A 16096-nucleotide genomic window follows, 5' to 3' on the forward strand; every position below is an offset into this window, starting at 1 on the left:
AAATCAGGGCATGAATATCAAGGATATCGCAAAGCTGTGTGATGTTTCCGCGTCTACCGTATCAAAGGTGCTGCATGATGACAGAACGATCAGTGAGGAAACGAGAAAAAAAGTTCTGGACGTGGTCAAGGAGTATCATTATGTTCCGTATTCAGGTGTTATAAAGAATGCGGCTCCCAGGATGAATATGATCGCCGTTGTATTGGACGAGGGGCAGGCTTTTCACAAAGAGCTTTTATATGCGATTGAAAATAAAGCGTTTGACTATGGCTATAATATCGTAGTCTGCAATGCGGCGGAAGAGGAACGCAGGGCGAAATACCTGCGGATATTAGAAAATAAAGGGATCAACGGGATGATATTCCTCGGACAGGGAGGAAGAGGCGGGTATCTGCTTCCGACGGTGGAGGTTGGCGTACGATCCTCCGCCGCGCGGGAAGAAAAATTATCTGTAATACAGTACAGCGCCGAGCAAATGGGATATGTTGGGATCCGGTATCTGCTGGATCAGGGACATAGAAAGATTGCCTGTTTTTTGAAGCAGGGAGAGGAAGAGATCAAGGCAGGATACCGAAAGGCTTACGAGGAGATATTTACACAGCCAAAGGAAGAATGGATTTTTGAGTTGGAAGAGAGCTTGACGGAGGAAATGGTTGGAGGCTGCGTGGAAAGCGGAGTGACGGCAATCTTTTGTTCTGATATCAGATTCTGCAATTATCTTTATGCAGGCTTTGTAAAATGCGGTTTATCTATTCCGGGTGAGGTATCTGTGGTATGTATGGGAAACGGCGGCCTAGCAGAGCAACTGATACCGCCTGTTACGACAGTGGAAGTGTCTGTCTCACGGATCGCGTGTAAGGTAATGGATGCTTTGAATGGGATGGTAGAATTTCAGGAGCCGGGATGGATCTACAACGCTGCCGCGGAGCCGGAAATCATAGAAAGGGGCAGTGCTGAAAACCGGTCGGAAGATGGAAGGACCGAAAAGATCATTGTAATCGGAAATATGAATATGGATTGTAATGTTATAGTGGACAATACCCGTACAAGAGGCGGAACTCTTCGTGTAAAGAGGACCATGCAGTTTCCCGGCGGGGACGGGGCCAATCAGGCGGCCGGGATCGGGAAGCTCGGAGGGGCTGCGTATATGCTGGGGTGTCTGGGAAACGACCAGGAAGGGCGGATGATTTATAACAGCCTGACAGAAGCGGGGGTCCGGATGAACGGGGTTGTGTTCTGCCCCTTCCAGACAACCGGAAAGGCCTACATTACAGTTGGGACAGGCGGGCAAAATACGATCATTATCGAGGAGGGCGCAAACCAGTGCCTGGACAGCGGACACATCAAAAAGTACGAGTCTGTTTTTGACGGGGCGGGTTTTTGCATTATCAATATGGAACTTTCCGAAGAGACGGTTTTTACGGCCATGGATATGTGCCTGAAAAAGAAAGTGAAGATGATCGTGAAGCCTTCCGCAATCGAAGCGCTGGAAGAAGAATTTTTCGGAAAGATCGATTATTTTGTGCCCAATGAGGATGAGGCGGCGCGGCTCGTGCCCGGAGACATGACAATTGAAGAACGGGCGGAGATCCTGTTTTCCAAGGGGATCAAGAATATCATTATTACACTTGGGGAAAAGGGCTGCTATCTGAAAAATAAAGATTATGCACGTTTTTTCGAGTCGCAGAAATTTTCGGTTGTAGATGTGACAGGCGCGGGGGATGCATTTATCAGCGCGATGGCGGTATGCCTTTCCAGAAAATACGATATCGTCCGGTCGATCCGGCTGGCAACCTATGCGGCGGATGTCAGTGTTACCCGGTTCGGCGTGCAGCAGGCGATGATCAATCAGGAAGGGCTGGACGCGTATCAGGCGTATCTGGAGCATGGGGTGGCCGAGAAGCGCGGAAAAGAATAAATGCGGTAACAGTATCCAGCCCATTTTAAGTCGCCTTCGGCGAGGGGCTGGATATTATGGCAAATGTTACTTTATTGGCCGGACGCCGTGCAGCAAGTGCACGGCACCGTGTGAACAGTAACTGACCTGTAGTTACAGGTCACACCTTGACCAGGCGTGCCCTGTAACTCAGGCCGTCATTTTAAATTGCCTACGGCAATGGACGGCCTGAATACCAGCTCTTATGTGCATCCTCCCGACCAATCAGCGTGGTGATTGGTCGGGGTGTGACATGTAACGACCTGTAACGTCAAAAAATCGAAAATACATTCGGGGTTGTATATTCGACAGCAATGTGTTATTCTTGTCAGGAAGAATTCAAAAAGGTATTCATCTTTTTTATTCTTACCGGTAGATCACCGGGTTACTCAATCAAAGTTTTTTACAAAGCAGGCTTTAGGGTTGGTCTTATTTTAAGAGTGTTAATTTGGCTTTTTTCGGGAGAATTTTACTTTTCTGAACGGATATTTCATGTTATGATGAGTTCAGGAAGTGAGACAATTCTTTTTAGCTCTTCAGGCGGCCGGCCGGAAAGTTACTGATCACATTTTGAGGCTTATGTACATCCTCCTGACCGCTCAGCGTGGTGATCGGTCAGGGTGTGACATGTAACACCGGAAAGCACTGCAGGAGAAAGGAGAATTGCATGACTCAGAAAACTAAGAAAATTCAAAAAATGGACAGTGACTTTATCATGTCCCCGAAGGTGGATGTATGCTTTGCGGGGCTGATGGAGAACCCGATCGTACGGAAAGGCTTCTGCGCCGCGATCCTGCGGGTTCCCCCGGAAACGATCGAAAAGACGGAGCTGCTTCTCACCCATTTACAGCGTGACCACGCAGACGATAAACTTGGGATCTTAGATGTGCGTGTGCGTATGCTGGACGGTGTCCAGATCAACATGGAGATGCAGGTGAAAAAGTATGATTTCTGGGATGAGCGGACTTTGTTCTATCTCTGTAAAATGTTTTCAGGGCAGCTGAAATCTGGAGGATCCTATGGAAACCTCAAAAAATGTATACATGTCAGTATCCTGGATTTTATACATTTTCCGAAGGATAAGAGATTTTACCGCAGGATCGGCTTCTGCGACAGGAAGACAGGAAAGCTCTACAGTGACAAGCTGGAGATCCAGGTCCTGGAACTGAAGAAGCTGCCGAAGGAGATCAAGACCGGGGAAGATATTGTCAACTGGATGCGTTTTTTTGACGGGAAAAGCAAGGAGGAATTTCAACAGATGGCGAAGGAAAGTATCTATTTGGAGGAGGCGTATGATACGCTGCAGAAGCTGAGCGCGGATGATATCAAGCGGCTGGAATATGAAGCTAGGGAGAAGGCGCTGAAGGATTATAATACGTTTGTTGTCGATGCGGCGAAACGTGCGGCGGAACGCGCGGCGCAGCGTGCGGCGAAACAAGGAGAGAAGCGAGGAGAAAAGCGAGGAGAAAAGCGAGGAGAAAAGCGCGGCAGGAAGATCGGTGAAGAAAACGGTATCAAATTAACAAAAAAAGTATTCAAGCTGCAGGCGCAGGGGGAGAATGAACAGAATATTGCGTCCGAATGCAATATTACAGTTGAGAAGGTACGGCAGATTTTATATTGAGCGTAAGAGAAATCTCCTGCGCGGTATCATGCGATGCGCAAGCCGTATAAGGAAACAGGCCGATTTGCGGCTGTGGCCGACGGAATACTCACAGTAGATTTCACCGGCCAAAGGATAGAATGATCGTGATTTCGGCAACGGACTTTTTGCGTCAAAGAGGGCAAGGGCAGAATAGGAGGTTGGAAGTATTTTGGAAGCGGTTATGGAATATCTGCGGGACTTGAATGTGGTATCAATATCACTTCGGATCCTCCTGTCCATTCTGATCGGGGGGATCCTGGGAGTAGAGCGGGGGAGGAAGAACCGCCCCGCCGGACTTCGGACGTATATCCTGGTGTGCCTGGGCTCTGCGCTGGTGATGATGACGAACCAGTATGTGTATGTTACATTTGAAACCGGAGACCCGGTGCGCCTGGGAGCACAGGTGATCAGCGGCATCGGTTTTCTGGGCGCGGGGACGATCGTGCTGACCGGGAGAAATAAGATCATGGGGATCACTACTGCGGCGGGCTTATGGACTGCCGCCTGCAGCGGCCTTGCGATCGGGATCGGATTTTACGAGGGTGCGGTTCTGGGCGGCCTTGCGATTGCGTTTACCGTGTCCGGGCTTTTAAAATTCGACATCTGGATCCGGAAAAAGTCCAGATATCTGGATCTGTATATTGAATACAATGTAGAAAAAGGCAATTTCAGCGGTTTCCTGCAGTATGCCAGGGAGCATGAGCTGGAGGTAAGCAATATCCGGGTAAATAAAGGATTTTCCTGGTCCGAACAAAGCGGAAGGTCAGGGATCCTCAGCTATACGGTCACGGTCACCAGTCAGATCTACCGTACCCACTCGGAGATATTGGAAGTGCTGGCGCATGAGAAGGGGATCCAGTTTATTGAGGAATTGTAAATAAGTGTTCTATCCGGCCAGATGGAGCGCCAGGAGGGAGATGGGCCTCAGCTCCCATTCACCCCATAATTCTTCCGAAACTGCTTCGGCGTCGTTCCGGTCTGCCGGCGGAATACGGAAATAAAGTAGCTGACATCATGAAATCCGCTCATATGGCTGATGCTCTGCACTTGCAGGTAAGGCTTCCCGACCAGCAGTTCCTTCGCCCGATTGATCCGGAACCGGGTGATATAATTCTGCGCGGAATATCCGGTAAACCGCCGGAACAGCCGTGTAAGATACTGAGGGCTGACATGGACCTCACGGGCCAGGCTGTCCACATCCGGGACAGCCGCGGGATCTGTTTCAATTCTTTCTATTATCGGAGCCACATACTGGCGGTAGAGCGGATGCTCTGTCTGCGAATGCTTCCTGTAAATGCCGGAAAAATGCATCAAAAATTCGTAGCACTGGACTGAAAGACTCAGGTCGTCCAGACGGCTTTCCTGATAGGAAAGAAGCGTCCGGTCGATCCACTCCTGGAAATATTGTCCCTCTTCCGCGTCAATGAAAAGGTAAGAAGCTTCCCCGCATATTTTCCGGATGTCATTCGCCAGTGTTCCGCCGAAGGTCAGGAAAGCGGTCCTCCAGCTTTTGGTGTTGTTCCGGTAGCGGTGAGGCGTGTGGGGGGAGATCAGGATCCCTTCGCCCGGATTCAGGATGATGTCCTCCCCGGCCAGAGTGACCGTTCCCTGCCCGTTCTCCGTCTGGAGCCAGTGGTACAGGGGAAAGCCTTTTGGACGGGAAATGGATTCCTGAGACCAGCGGTTGCCGATGCTGTCAATGGTCAGGGGCAGCTCCTGAATGGAAAGCTTGAAAAAGATAGGCATGGTTTACCTCCGTTTTTGTTTCGAATATTCATATTTTTTAGTCTAGCTTACCATACTTTTCATTCCCAAAAAAGACTATAATAAATAAAAAGTGATCAAGCACATACGGAGGTATCAGACAATGGGAGCAAAATTCAAAAAAATGTTATACGGCGGAGACTACAACCCGGAACAGTGGCCGAGGGAGATCTGGCAGCAGGACATGGAGCTGTTTGACAAGGCGGGGATTAACAGCGCCACCATCAACGTATTTTCCTGGGCCCGGCTCCAGCCGTCGGAGGAGGTTTACGATTTTCACGAGCTGGACGCGATCGTGGACACGCTGACAAAGGCGGGGAAGCAGATTGTGCTGGCAACCTCCACGGCTGCCCTTCCGGCGTGGATGGTGAAGCGCTATCCGGAGGTGGCGCGGGTGGATTATGAGGGCCGCCGCCACAAGTTCGGACAGCGCCACAATGCCTGCCCCAACAGCCCGGTGTACCGGCATTTTATCCAGGAACTGACGGCAAGACTGGCAGAGCGCTACGGAAGCAATGAAAATGTGGTATGCTGGCATATCAATAATGAGTACGGCGGGGAATGCTATTGCGAGAACTGTGAAAAGGCGTTTCGGGTCTGGCTGCGGAAAAAATATGGGACGGTCGAAGCCCTGAACCAGGCATGGAACCTGACCTTCTGGGGCCACAACATTTACGATTGGGATGAGATCGTGCTGCCAAATGCCCTCAGCGAAGGGATCCCGTGGCAGGAAAGCGGAGAATTTGGATGTGAAAAGACTGCATTTGCTGGGATCTCCATTGATTACCGCCGCTTCATGTCGGACAGCATCCTGGATAATTTCCGGCTGGAGCGGGACTCCATCCGGCAGTATGACAAAGCGGCCCCGGTGACAACGAATCTGATGGGCACCTACAAGGGGCTGGATTATTTCAAATGGGCGAAGGAGATGGACATTGTTTCCTGGGACAATTATCCCAGCTACGATACCCCCTGGAGCCACGTGGCCATGCGGCATGACCTGATGCGCGGACTGAAAAACGCGCCCTTCATGCTGATGGAGCAGACCCCCAGCCAGCAGAACTGGCAGCCCTACAATTCCCTGAAAAAGCCGGGGCAGATGCGGGCGCAGAGCTGGCAGACCGTTGCCCACGGCGGGGACACGGTCCAGTTTTTCCAGCTCCGCAGATCTGTGGGCGGCTGCGAGAAGTTCCACGGAGCCGTGATCGCCCATGCGGGTACGGACCAGACCAGGGTATTCCGTGAGGTGGCGCGGCTCGGGGAAGAGCTGAACCGGATCGGGGATTCCATCATCGGCTCCGGGACGGAATCGAAGGTGGGGATCCTGTTCGACTGGGACAACTACTGGGCGCTGGAATACACAAGCGGCCCCAATGTGGACCTGAAATATGTGGACCAGATTTCCCGTTATTACGAATATTTTTACCAGAAAAATATTTCCGTAGATATGATCCCTGTGGATGCGGATCTCTCCAAATACGATCTGGTAGCTGCGCCAGTTCTGTACATGGTGAAGGCAGGTATGGCGGAGGCCATCGAAGCATACGTGGCAGCAGGCGGCACCTTTGTCACCGGTTTCATGAGCGGCATTGTCAATGAATCCGACAACGTACATCTGGGCGGCTACCCTGGCCCCCTGAGGAAGCTGGCAGGCGTGTGGGCCGAGGAGATTGACGCGCTGGCGCCGGAGCAGTCCAATGAGATCGTATTTACCGACGGGAGCAAGGATCAGTGCGGAATGCTGTGCGATATCCTCCATCTGGAAGGCGCGGAAGAGATTGCCCGGTATGGGAGCAATTTCTATGCGGGAACACCGGCTGTTACGAGAAATGCGTTCGGAAAGGGATTCGTGTATTATGTGGGAACCGTGCTGTCGGAGGACGGGCTGGAGAAAGTGCTGGATCTGGCCTGCGACGGGGCGGGCGTTGCTTCCGTGATCGGGGAAGAAACAGAATTGGAAGTGACGAGACGGATCTCGGATGTAGGGGCGGTCTATTTTGTGATGAACTTCAAGGATCAGGAGCTTCCGCTGCCGGCGGTATTTGCCGGGAAGAAGGATCTGCTGTCGGGACGGACGATGGAGGAAGGGGAAATGCTGAAGAAGTATGATGTGAGGATTGCTGTGTTACAATAAGGCTGTTGGTCAATGCAGTGCCCGGATAAGAAAATGGAACTGGAAGCTTTTGGCTTCCAGTTCCAGAGTTAAAACGTCAATAAAGTATTTGAGATTTATCATGCAAATGCGATATGATGTTTCTTCAATAATTCCATTGCCCTGGCAAGGTCGGCTTCCTTTTGAACAAGCTCAGTAAGCGCGGCATCCTTTTCAGTAAGTGCGGCATCCTTTTCGGTAAGTGCGGCATCCTTTTCGGTAAGTGCGGCAGCTGTCTCGGCAAGCGCGGCATCTCTTTCCGCGCGCAGCACATCATTCTCGCCCTGCATCAGCTTTATCCCTTTTTGAATCCCCCTGTTCTCAACCTGATCCAATATCTCACACATATTCGGCTCACCTCCTGTAGTTTTTACCTTCTGTGCTTCTAAAAATCTTTCATCCCCGGTCATGACTGACATAAATTTCAGCATGGCATCCACATGCTTTATCTTTTTTTTGCTGGGAATATAAGTTTTGTTTTTCCGCTTCTGTACAAAATAATCCGCCACAATCCGAAAATCACTCCTGAATAGCTTTACCTGATCCTCTGTCAAATACGCGATCTCGAATATATGAAGCTTATAGTCATTGACATATTCTTCCAATCCTTCGGGAATCTCAACCATTTCTTTTATGGATCTGGGTCCGCTCCAGCGGGATTCGCCAAAATACAGGACGATGCTCAGCACCGGGCAGCGCCCTTTTGAGTTCTCATCAAGAAGCTGCGACCGATAGGCGGCGCCGTCATATCCAATGATCCGGAAAGGCATATCTTTGTCCGGATCCGTCTGATTCTCCAGGCCCAAAATGGCAATCTTCACCTTGCCGGCAGACCAGTATTTCGCATTGTCTCGTTCTTCCTCATGCAGATTTCCTTTATCCGCCTTATACTGAGATCTGACCTTTAAAGATCTCAAGTCTCTGGACTTAACCGTCCTCTTTCCGCAAAACACGAATCCGTTAACGATGTCAGAGAACACATCGTTATAATCCTCTAAATTTTTTTCTACGATATCTTTTTGTCCCATTCATTTTCCTCGTTGGTTTCAATTATATTATAGTTCATCGACTGCCGGAATACAAGTTCAATTCCGAATTGCGTGCTTCATGAACACCTGTGGTGTTACAGTTCACACGGCATCTTGCACTGCGCTGCAAGGTGTCCGACCAATGAAGTGATGACAGCGATATATCCAGCCCGTCTACACTCCGTTCCGGTCCGTCCTAAACAAGCGTCGCTGGCGCTTAGGACCGCCGTCAGGCGACTTAAAATGGGCTGGATACTGTTACTGGAGCACCCGTAGGGTGTGAACAGTAACCACCTGTGAAAGGTGAACCAAATGACCATAAATTCCATTATATAACCATCATATCATCTCCTCCCTTCGTAACCTGTAACCAATTTGCGAAGCAAATTGATTGCCTTCTGAATGCAACCATTTGCACAGCAAGTGATTGCTTGCCCGCCATCTGCGAAGCAGATTTTAAATGCGGGCAATACCCGTATCATTTTTTCATACGATACTTTACACTACCGTTACAGTTTACCGGCTGGCCAGTAAACTGTAAGTGCGGCTCAGAACATAAATACACGAAATATCCGCTGTAAAAACAGTTGTTGTTCTGAACTCTTAATAAAAAACTGTTTCAAACATTGAAGTAAAGGCGATACAGCCCTGAAAATAAAAAGACATTTTCATTGTAGATTGATAGAATGTTTGAAAAATGCACCTGCAGTGATCGTTCCTTTGTCTGCTTGACAGAGGAAATATCATTGCGAGATGCATTTACTTTAGCATATCCGGAAATAAAAAGCAATTCCTTTTTGGTAAAATAAAAAACTCCTTACTTCTGCTTCTCCATCATTTTTTTCAGACCTTTCTTTAACCTGACGGAGACAGGGATGGTCTCTCCGTTATTCATGGATACGGTCATGGCAGTAAAATCCACTTCGGTGATATTATCCCGATTGACAATATACGACCGGTGGCATCTGTAAAAACGATAATCCAACTGCTTTTCCACCTCTTTCAATTGCCCGGAAAATTCAATGACCCGCTTTTTCGCATGGAGCAGGACCTTATGGATATTGCCGGATGTTTCGAAGCAGATGATGTCATTGTAGTCGATGGTAATGCACCGGTCATTCTGACGGATCACAAAGGCCCGGTTGATCTTATTGTTCAGCGAGGTATATTTGTGTTCCACATCCAAAAGGCATTCATGGATCTTGGACTTGATATGCTCCTGGGTATCCTTAATGATAAAATCCAAAGCCTCGACCTTATACTGGAAGGTCAAAAAACTCATTTCCGAATGCGAGGTGATAAAGATAATAAAACAACGGGGCTGGATCTGGCGGATCCGCTGTGCCAGCTCCAGACCATCCATATCAGATTTTAAATCAATGTCCAGAAAGAAAAGTCCTGTATTTTCCGCTGTTAAAATCTTTTCGAGAAGCGCATGTGGATCTGATGTAGCCAGGGCAATCTTCATGTCCATTTCTTCAATTAAAATTGTATTCAAAATATATTTTTTAAAGAGATTTAGCTGCTTTTGGTTATCTTCACAGATGTAGATATCGATCATATTAAGTGCCCTCCTTAGAAACTGTAAAAAAATAATTGGATACTTGCCTGTACATCAGTGCAATACCTATTATACAATAATATTTATCGTAAGTGCAGGAAAAAAATAATCGTGATTCATCTGATCATAATCGTTTCCCGATTAACGGAAATTACAGAAAATACGACGCTTATTATAAAATCGAAAAACAGCATATCCGTATTGTTATAATTGAAGCACAAGCAGGCCATCAATTCCCTGGCGGAAATTGGCGGCGAATTACCATCAAATCAGGAGGGAGATACAGGAAATGGAAAAAATAGCAAATAGGATTGTCAGTTACTTAGACACAGATCAGGCAGCATGGAATGAGATAGAGCGGATGCAAATGATTTTAGGATTACAGGTTCTGATCCATAATATTGTCATGACCGGAACCATTCTCTTCCTGGCTTTGTTAACCGGAATGCTTTGGGAAGCAGCCATACTTCTTACAGCATACGGAGCACTCAAAATGACCGTTGGGGGTGTACATTTTAAAACAAGCTGCGCCTGCCTGACTGCGACAACCGCTTTTGTAATGACGGGAGTGCTGGTTTCACGGCGGCTGGATATAGGTTTTATGAGTATTGCTGCTATCACTTATGCGGCATGATTTATCACGCTTATGCTCATTGGCCCGCAGGGGACAGAAAATAATCCAATCTCAGAAGAAAATTTTGAAAAACTCAGAAAAAAAGCTGCCTGGATTATTTTAATTTATCTTATTATCACATTTTTTATGCTTTCTGAAAATTTAAAAAATGTGCCCTGTCTGCTGCTTATTGCGGTTGTCTTTGAAACCCTGTCAGTTTTGCCTTCATACATAAAAAACAGGAGCAGTTAATGTACTGCTCCTGTTCGCTATACTCACGGTCAATTTATACTGCGCGCCAGATAAATCTGCCGTGCAGTATAACACGATGCGCACAGCCGAATGAGGAATTATGCCGCTTTGCGGCTGCGGCTGCCGTGAGTATAATTGACGTTCAGCATATCAGGTGATCCGAAGCCGTTGTACAAAATGTTCACCCTGAATCTCCGTATCCAAAAAAACAGAATTATATTTTGCAATGATCTCATGGGCATTATATAGTCCCAGCCCGCGGTTTGCACCCTTTGTAGATACATTTGGCTGTGCCAGTGAAGCGTAAGGAACCCCCTTTTCAAGAAACGAGTTGGAAATGATAAAGACATATTCCGTATCAGCATGAACCAGGGCAAAGCTGAGGAAAGGAGAATCCGTTTCAAGAGCAGCCTCGATCGCGTTATCCAGAAATATTCCGATCACACGGGTCAGATCCAAAGTATCCATTGGTATATCTGCAATTTCATTCGTGACTTCTATGCTTACATTGATATTCAATTCTATCGCATATAACAGCTTCGCTGAAAGAATGCTTTTTAATTCCGTTGTCCTGATATTCATTAATTGGTTGATATGAGCCGAATTTTTAGAAATATTCTTACCTGTTGGAAGGATTTCCTTCTCAAAATATCTTTTCAAACCCTCCATATCATCCGTTTCCATATAACCGGACATGGAAAGCAGGATATTGGAGTAATCATGCTTGAAGGAGCGCAGGGAAGAATACATATTCTCAATCTGATTGGTATATTCCTGCAATCTGTGATACGAATCCTGACGCGCATCCATCTCTGCTTTTTCTTTGTTTGCTTTTATGATATTTACGATCAGGATTGTACTGATGATAAAGTAACAGGTAAATAAAATACAGTTAAAAAGTACAATTTCCCGAGTATATCCAATCATATCTCCCACTATGATGTTAAATAAAAACACAAACAGGCAGGCAAGCAGGTTAGTTGCTATAAGTAACAGGAGCTGCCTGGATAAAACTGCCTGCAGCTTGTGAATAAGAGAATGAAGCAGTCTGCCCAATACAGGAAAAATGCAGGCAATGAGAGCAATATAAGAGATCATATAAATCCAATATATGAAGCTGGACTGCAAATCTTCTGCTGAGTAGATTGGGTAGATCAATGTATCCCATGCCATAGAATAGATATTATCCAATAGTACACAAATCAGGTAAGCTGCAATAACGGTACAGATATTCATAAGCCGATGAGAGTCTATGAAAGCGATGTATGTACAGACGCTTATTAGTAAAAGAACAACCCCTGCATTACTCAGAGCAACTCCCATCAGCAGGATATTGATGAACAGTATTGTAAAAAGAATCAATTTTTGTTTTATTTTCAGATTGAACGGCAAAAAACAGCATATAGGAATTAAATAGATGAGAACATTAAAAAAATATGACAATATCTGCATTAAATATAAGTCCTTCCTATAGTGTATTCTCAGAGAAAACATCAATATGTGTATCTACAAAAATATGAACAATTGTGATTATACTACATATTTTTGAAAGGAGCAACGTTTATTCAGTAATAATCGTTGTGTTTTTTTGAAAAAGTACGATTTTTCATTGTAAAACATATTTTATTCAAGAATATAAAAAATGAAGAAATATGGGTTATACTCTACTTACGAAATACGAAATGCGAAAGGACAAAGAAGAAATGAAGAAAAATATAAAAAAGACGATTGGTAACATAGCTATTAATCTTGGGAAATATGCTGTAGGAAAATCAATTGTTATGGGAATGTACGATCCTAAGATTCCGGATATTCTGAAAATAAATAATAAGGAAAGAAAATAGAACTTATGCTTTGGAGCCATTGTTTCAGGACAGTTCTGTAACAATAAGATAGTTGAGAGGTGTAGGCAGATGGAATTAAAGTTAAAAAATGTATCGAAAGATTATGGCAGCGTATTGGCGGTAGACAATGTCAATTATTCGATGGAAACAGGCGTGTATGGGCTGCTGGGAGTGAACGGCGCGGGAAAGACGACGCTGATGACGATGCTTTGTACAGTAACCTGTCCCAGTGCGGGAGGGATTACATGGGACGGGGACGACATTTTCGAATTGGAAGAGGGCTATCGGGGACTGCTGGGATATCTGCCCCAGGACTTTGGGTATTATCCGGATCTTTCTGTTTTCGATTATCTGATGTACATTGCGGCACTCAAGGGTATCCCTCCGGCTGCGGCAAAAAAGAGAATCCGCGAGCTGCTGGATATGGTCGGGCTGTTAAAATACAGGAAGCGGAAAATGAAGGCACTGTCTGGCGGGATGGTAAGGCGTGCCGGGATTGCACAGGCCATGCTGAACGACCCCAAAATCCTGATACTGGATGAGCCGACAGCGGGGCTTGACCCGAATGAACGGATTCGTTTCCGCAACCTGATCAGCGAGTTATCGGAGGATCGTCTGGTATTGCTCTCTACCCATATCGTGTCAGATGTGGAATATATTGCAGAACAGATCGTGCTGATGCAGGAAGGCAGATTCTTTCGCACCGGAACATCAGAGGAACTGATTGCCGGCATGGATGAGGAAGTCTGGACCTGTACGGTTCCGAGGCAGAAGGTAAATCAATATATACAGCAGTATCCGGTGGGGAATGTGAAGCATGTATCCGGCGGAGCAGAGCTTCGGATCATTTCAAAAACCCGTCCTTCCGAGAATGCGGTACGGGAAGCCCCCACGCTGGAGGATGCGTTTCTGTTGTATTTTGGTGAAAATGGAGGTGATGAAGATGCTGCGGTATGAAATGAAAAAATTCTTTTCAAAAACAATTAATAAGGTGATACTGACCGTGTTGCTTTTGGTGACCATCATACTGGGTTTTCTTGCGGCCGGAAACATATTCTATGCAGATATGGAAGGGAAAAGCCTTACCGGGATCAGCAAGCTAACTGCCGGGCGGCGTATTGCGGCGGATAAGAACCGGTGGAGAGGCGAGCTGACAACAGAAAGGCTGGCTGAAATCGGGAAAAGCTATCACGAGCTAAAACAACAGTATCCGGAAGAAATCCCGGATGCGGAATATGGCGGGATTGTGCAGTCCTACGATGATATTCTATACTTTGCGGCTAAGGTGTATACACCGGAATCGGATTTTATAGGGGACGCAAGGGCGAATCTGACAGAAGAGGATATGATTCATCTGTATGACACATATGCAGAGAATTTGCGGAAAATGCCGGAAGAATACGGCGGCACACCGGAAAAGGAAGAGTATCTAAGAAAGCAGTACGGGAAAATAGAAATTCCGGTTACTTACGAAGCTTATGATTCGTGGGATACAATGTTAATCTATGCGGAAACATACGTGATCATCCTGGCGGTTGCCATTGGATTTTTGGCTGCCGGAATCTTTGATGAAGAATTTCGGAATCATGCGGAGCTGGTGTTTTTCACAACAAAATATGGACGGTCAAAAGCGGCAAAAAATAAAATTGTGGTGGGAATGACGATGGCAACCATTGTTTTCTGGGCAGGAGTCGGGCTCTTGTCATTGATTTCATTTGGAATCATGGGAGTGAGCGGTTTTGACACGCCATATCAGATTGTAGATCCTTACAGCAGTTCTTCCACAACGCTGGGGCAGAATTATCTTTTGCTCGTGGGGTGCGGCTATATTGCCAGCTTGCTGTCTGCATCGGTTACCATGCTGGTGACGGCAAGGATGCGCAGCGAAAAGGTGGCGGTCTGCATTCCGTTTTTCATGTATATAGTGCTGCTTTTTATTGCCGGGGCACTTTCTAAAGTTACGAAAATTGTATATTTTACGCCGGATGTGCTGGTCAATATAGTGAGAGCTGTAAAAGTCCAATTTATTTTCCAGATAGGAAGCGTCGTATTTCGGCAGATTCCATTTGTGATGGGAATATATTTCGCGGCTTCTGTATTGTTACTGCCGTTTATATATAGAAGCTATTCCAGATACAGGCTTACAAAATAATAAAGCCTGCTGATATGTATATATATGATGAGCCAAATGCATCTCTTGACGTTATATCTGAACAATCTGTTCTCAATACAATATATGATGAAAGACAGAATAAAATGACAATACTTATTGTTCACAGGTTTAGTTGTATGCTGGAAAAAGCAAATAAAATTATTGTTTTAGAAAAAGGTGAAGTTCAAGAAACAGGAGTACACGAAGAGCTGTTAAAGAATAACGGCTTATATCACCATTTGTATTCTGTACAAAAAGAAATGGCGATATCAGATGAGGAATAATAAAGAAATGGGTGAAAATGAGGCACAAAATAAGGAGAAAAAATGAAAAGAAATTCAATTTCGCTGAAGATTTTGTCGATTGCTTTAGGGGCTGTACTCTTTGCTATGGTTTGGATCAGTATGGAATATATGGCGGCAGTAAAAGAGTCAGATATATCTCTAGGATGGAACCTGATACTTGTGAACAGAGAACATCTGATTCCAAAGGATTATAAAGTGGAACTTACGGAATTATCGAATGGAGAAAAAGTGGATTCCAGAATATATCCGGAGCTGCAGGAGATGTTTAATGATGCGCGTGCTGCCGGACTGGATATGTTTGTTGCGGATGGATATCGGACAGAAACCGAGCAACAAGATTTGTTGGATGATAAAATTCAAGATTATAAAAACGAGGGGCACTCAGGGCAAGAGGCAAAGAAACTTGCAAAGCAATGGGTGAGCATTCCCGGAACAAGTGAGCATCAATTGGGAATTTCGGTTGATATCAATGCGGAAACATTGGTCAGCTCGGATGAAGCAGTGTATGCCTGGCTTGCGGAAAACAGTTATAAATATGGATTTATAAATCGATATCCCGCAGATAAAACGGAAATAACAGGTACAATTTATGAACCCTGGCACTACCGATATGTGGGGAAACAAGCTGCAATGGAAATATACTCTCAGAACCTTTGCTTAGAAGAATATGTGGAGCAATTGAGACTATAGATGTACTGTCGAGTAGATGCAGGGAGTAATCCCCACATCTACTCGACATCGTTCGGAACAGTGGCTGTTTTCACAGCGGATACTTCGTGTATTTATGTTCTGAGCAGTCGCGCATTTATAAGAAATAGACATTAAAATCGCCCTAGTACAGCAT

The 16096-nt window shown here is 46.0% G+C and carries 13 protein-coding genes and 1 pseudogene; 10 read left to right on the top strand and 4 right to left on the bottom strand.

Translation table 11 applies throughout. The features are described from left to right. Positions 1–10: 10 nt before the first annotated feature. The 3 genes from ACTOY7_RS02845 to ACTOY7_RS02855 all read left to right on the top strand — a co-directional run bounded on the left by ACTOY7_RS02845 (position 11) and on the right by ACTOY7_RS02855 (position 4458). Entirely contained in the window at positions 11–1918 is a 1908-nt protein-coding gene (locus ACTOY7_RS02845) for a PfkB family carbohydrate kinase (protein ID WP_482670684.1), read from the top strand. 685 nt (positions 1919–2603) lie between these two features. Beyond that, complete coding sequence (locus ACTOY7_RS02850) at positions 2604–3560, top strand: Rpn family recombination-promoting nuclease/putative transposase (protein WP_482670685.1); 957 nt, start codon at positions 2604–2606, stop codon at positions 3558–3560. Positions 3561–3750: 190 nt separating this feature from the next. After that, complete coding sequence (locus tag ACTOY7_RS02855) at positions 3751–4458, top strand: MgtC/SapB family protein (RefSeq protein ID WP_330690626.1); 708 nt, start codon at positions 3751–3753, stop codon at positions 4456–4458. 47 nt (positions 4459–4505) lie between these two features. On the opposite strand, the gene ACTOY7_RS02860 is transcribed toward ACTOY7_RS02855, so the two are convergent. Next, a complete protein-coding gene (locus tag ACTOY7_RS02860; protein WP_482670686.1) occupies positions 4506–5327 on the bottom strand; it encodes an AraC family transcriptional regulator in 822 nt (273 codons plus the stop codon). 121 nt (positions 5328–5448) lie between these two features. Between ACTOY7_RS02860 and ACTOY7_RS02865 the strand changes: the two genes are divergently transcribed. Beyond that, positions 5449–7479 (top strand): beta-galactosidase, encoded by a 2031-nt coding sequence (locus ACTOY7_RS02865; protein ID WP_394682829.1) that lies wholly within the window; start codon positions 5449–5451, stop codon positions 7477–7479. A 98-nt stretch (positions 7480–7577) separates the two neighbouring features. Here ACTOY7_RS02865 and ACTOY7_RS02870 read toward each other — a convergent pair whose 3' ends face one another. Beyond that, on the bottom strand, positions 7578–8525 hold the full coding sequence (locus ACTOY7_RS02870; protein WP_482670687.1) for an Rpn family recombination-promoting nuclease/putative transposase: 948 nt from the start codon (positions 8523–8525) through the stop codon (positions 7578–7580). Between the two features lie 817 nt (positions 8526–9342). Then, on the bottom strand, positions 9343–10086 hold the full coding sequence (locus ACTOY7_RS02875; protein WP_004071411.1) for a LytR/AlgR family response regulator transcription factor: 744 nt from the start codon (positions 10084–10086) through the stop codon (positions 9343–9345). Between the two features lie 289 nt (positions 10087–10375). On the opposite strand from ACTOY7_RS02875, the pseudogene ACTOY7_RS02880 reads away from it, so the two are divergent. Next, a pseudogene (locus ACTOY7_RS02880) lies at positions 10376–10951 on the top strand (accessory gene regulator ArgB-like protein). 150 nt (positions 10952–11101) lie between these two features. Here ACTOY7_RS02880 and ACTOY7_RS02885 read toward each other — a convergent pair. Next, a complete protein-coding gene (locus ACTOY7_RS02885) occupies positions 11102–11878 on the bottom strand; it encodes a sensor histidine kinase (protein ID WP_305181810.1) in 777 nt (258 codons plus the stop codon). A gap of 776 nt (positions 11879–12654) precedes the next feature. Between ACTOY7_RS02885 and ACTOY7_RS02890 the strand changes: the two genes are divergently transcribed. The 5 genes from ACTOY7_RS02890 (at position 12655) to ACTOY7_RS02910 (ending at position 15942) form a co-directional block, all read left to right on the top strand. Then, positions 12655–12795 (top strand): hypothetical protein, encoded by a 141-nt coding sequence (locus ACTOY7_RS02890; protein ID WP_302134461.1) that lies wholly within the window; start codon positions 12655–12657, stop codon positions 12793–12795. 69 nt (positions 12796–12864) lie between these two features. Continuing rightward, positions 12865–13752 (top strand): ABC transporter ATP-binding protein, encoded by an 888-nt coding sequence (locus tag ACTOY7_RS02895; RefSeq protein ID WP_482670689.1) that lies wholly within the window; start codon positions 12865–12867, stop codon positions 13750–13752. Beyond that, entirely contained in the window at positions 13739–14947 is a 1209-nt protein-coding gene (locus ACTOY7_RS02900; RefSeq protein WP_004071398.1) for an ABC transporter permease, read from the top strand. Before ACTOY7_RS02895 ends, ACTOY7_RS02900 begins: the two co-directional genes overlap by 14 nt. Before the next feature lie 14 nt (positions 14948–14961). Continuing rightward, a complete protein-coding gene (locus tag ACTOY7_RS02905; protein ID WP_044990004.1) occupies positions 14962–15231 on the top strand; it encodes a hypothetical protein in 270 nt (89 codons plus the stop codon). Between the two features lie 42 nt (positions 15232–15273). Next, positions 15274–15942, top strand: coding sequence for a M15 family metallopeptidase (locus ACTOY7_RS02910; protein ID WP_004071393.1), 669 nt, complete (start codon positions 15274–15276; stop codon positions 15940–15942). The last annotated feature ends 154 nt before the right edge of the window (positions 15943–16096 follow it).

This window comes from Schaedlerella sp., from assembly GCF_056796775.1.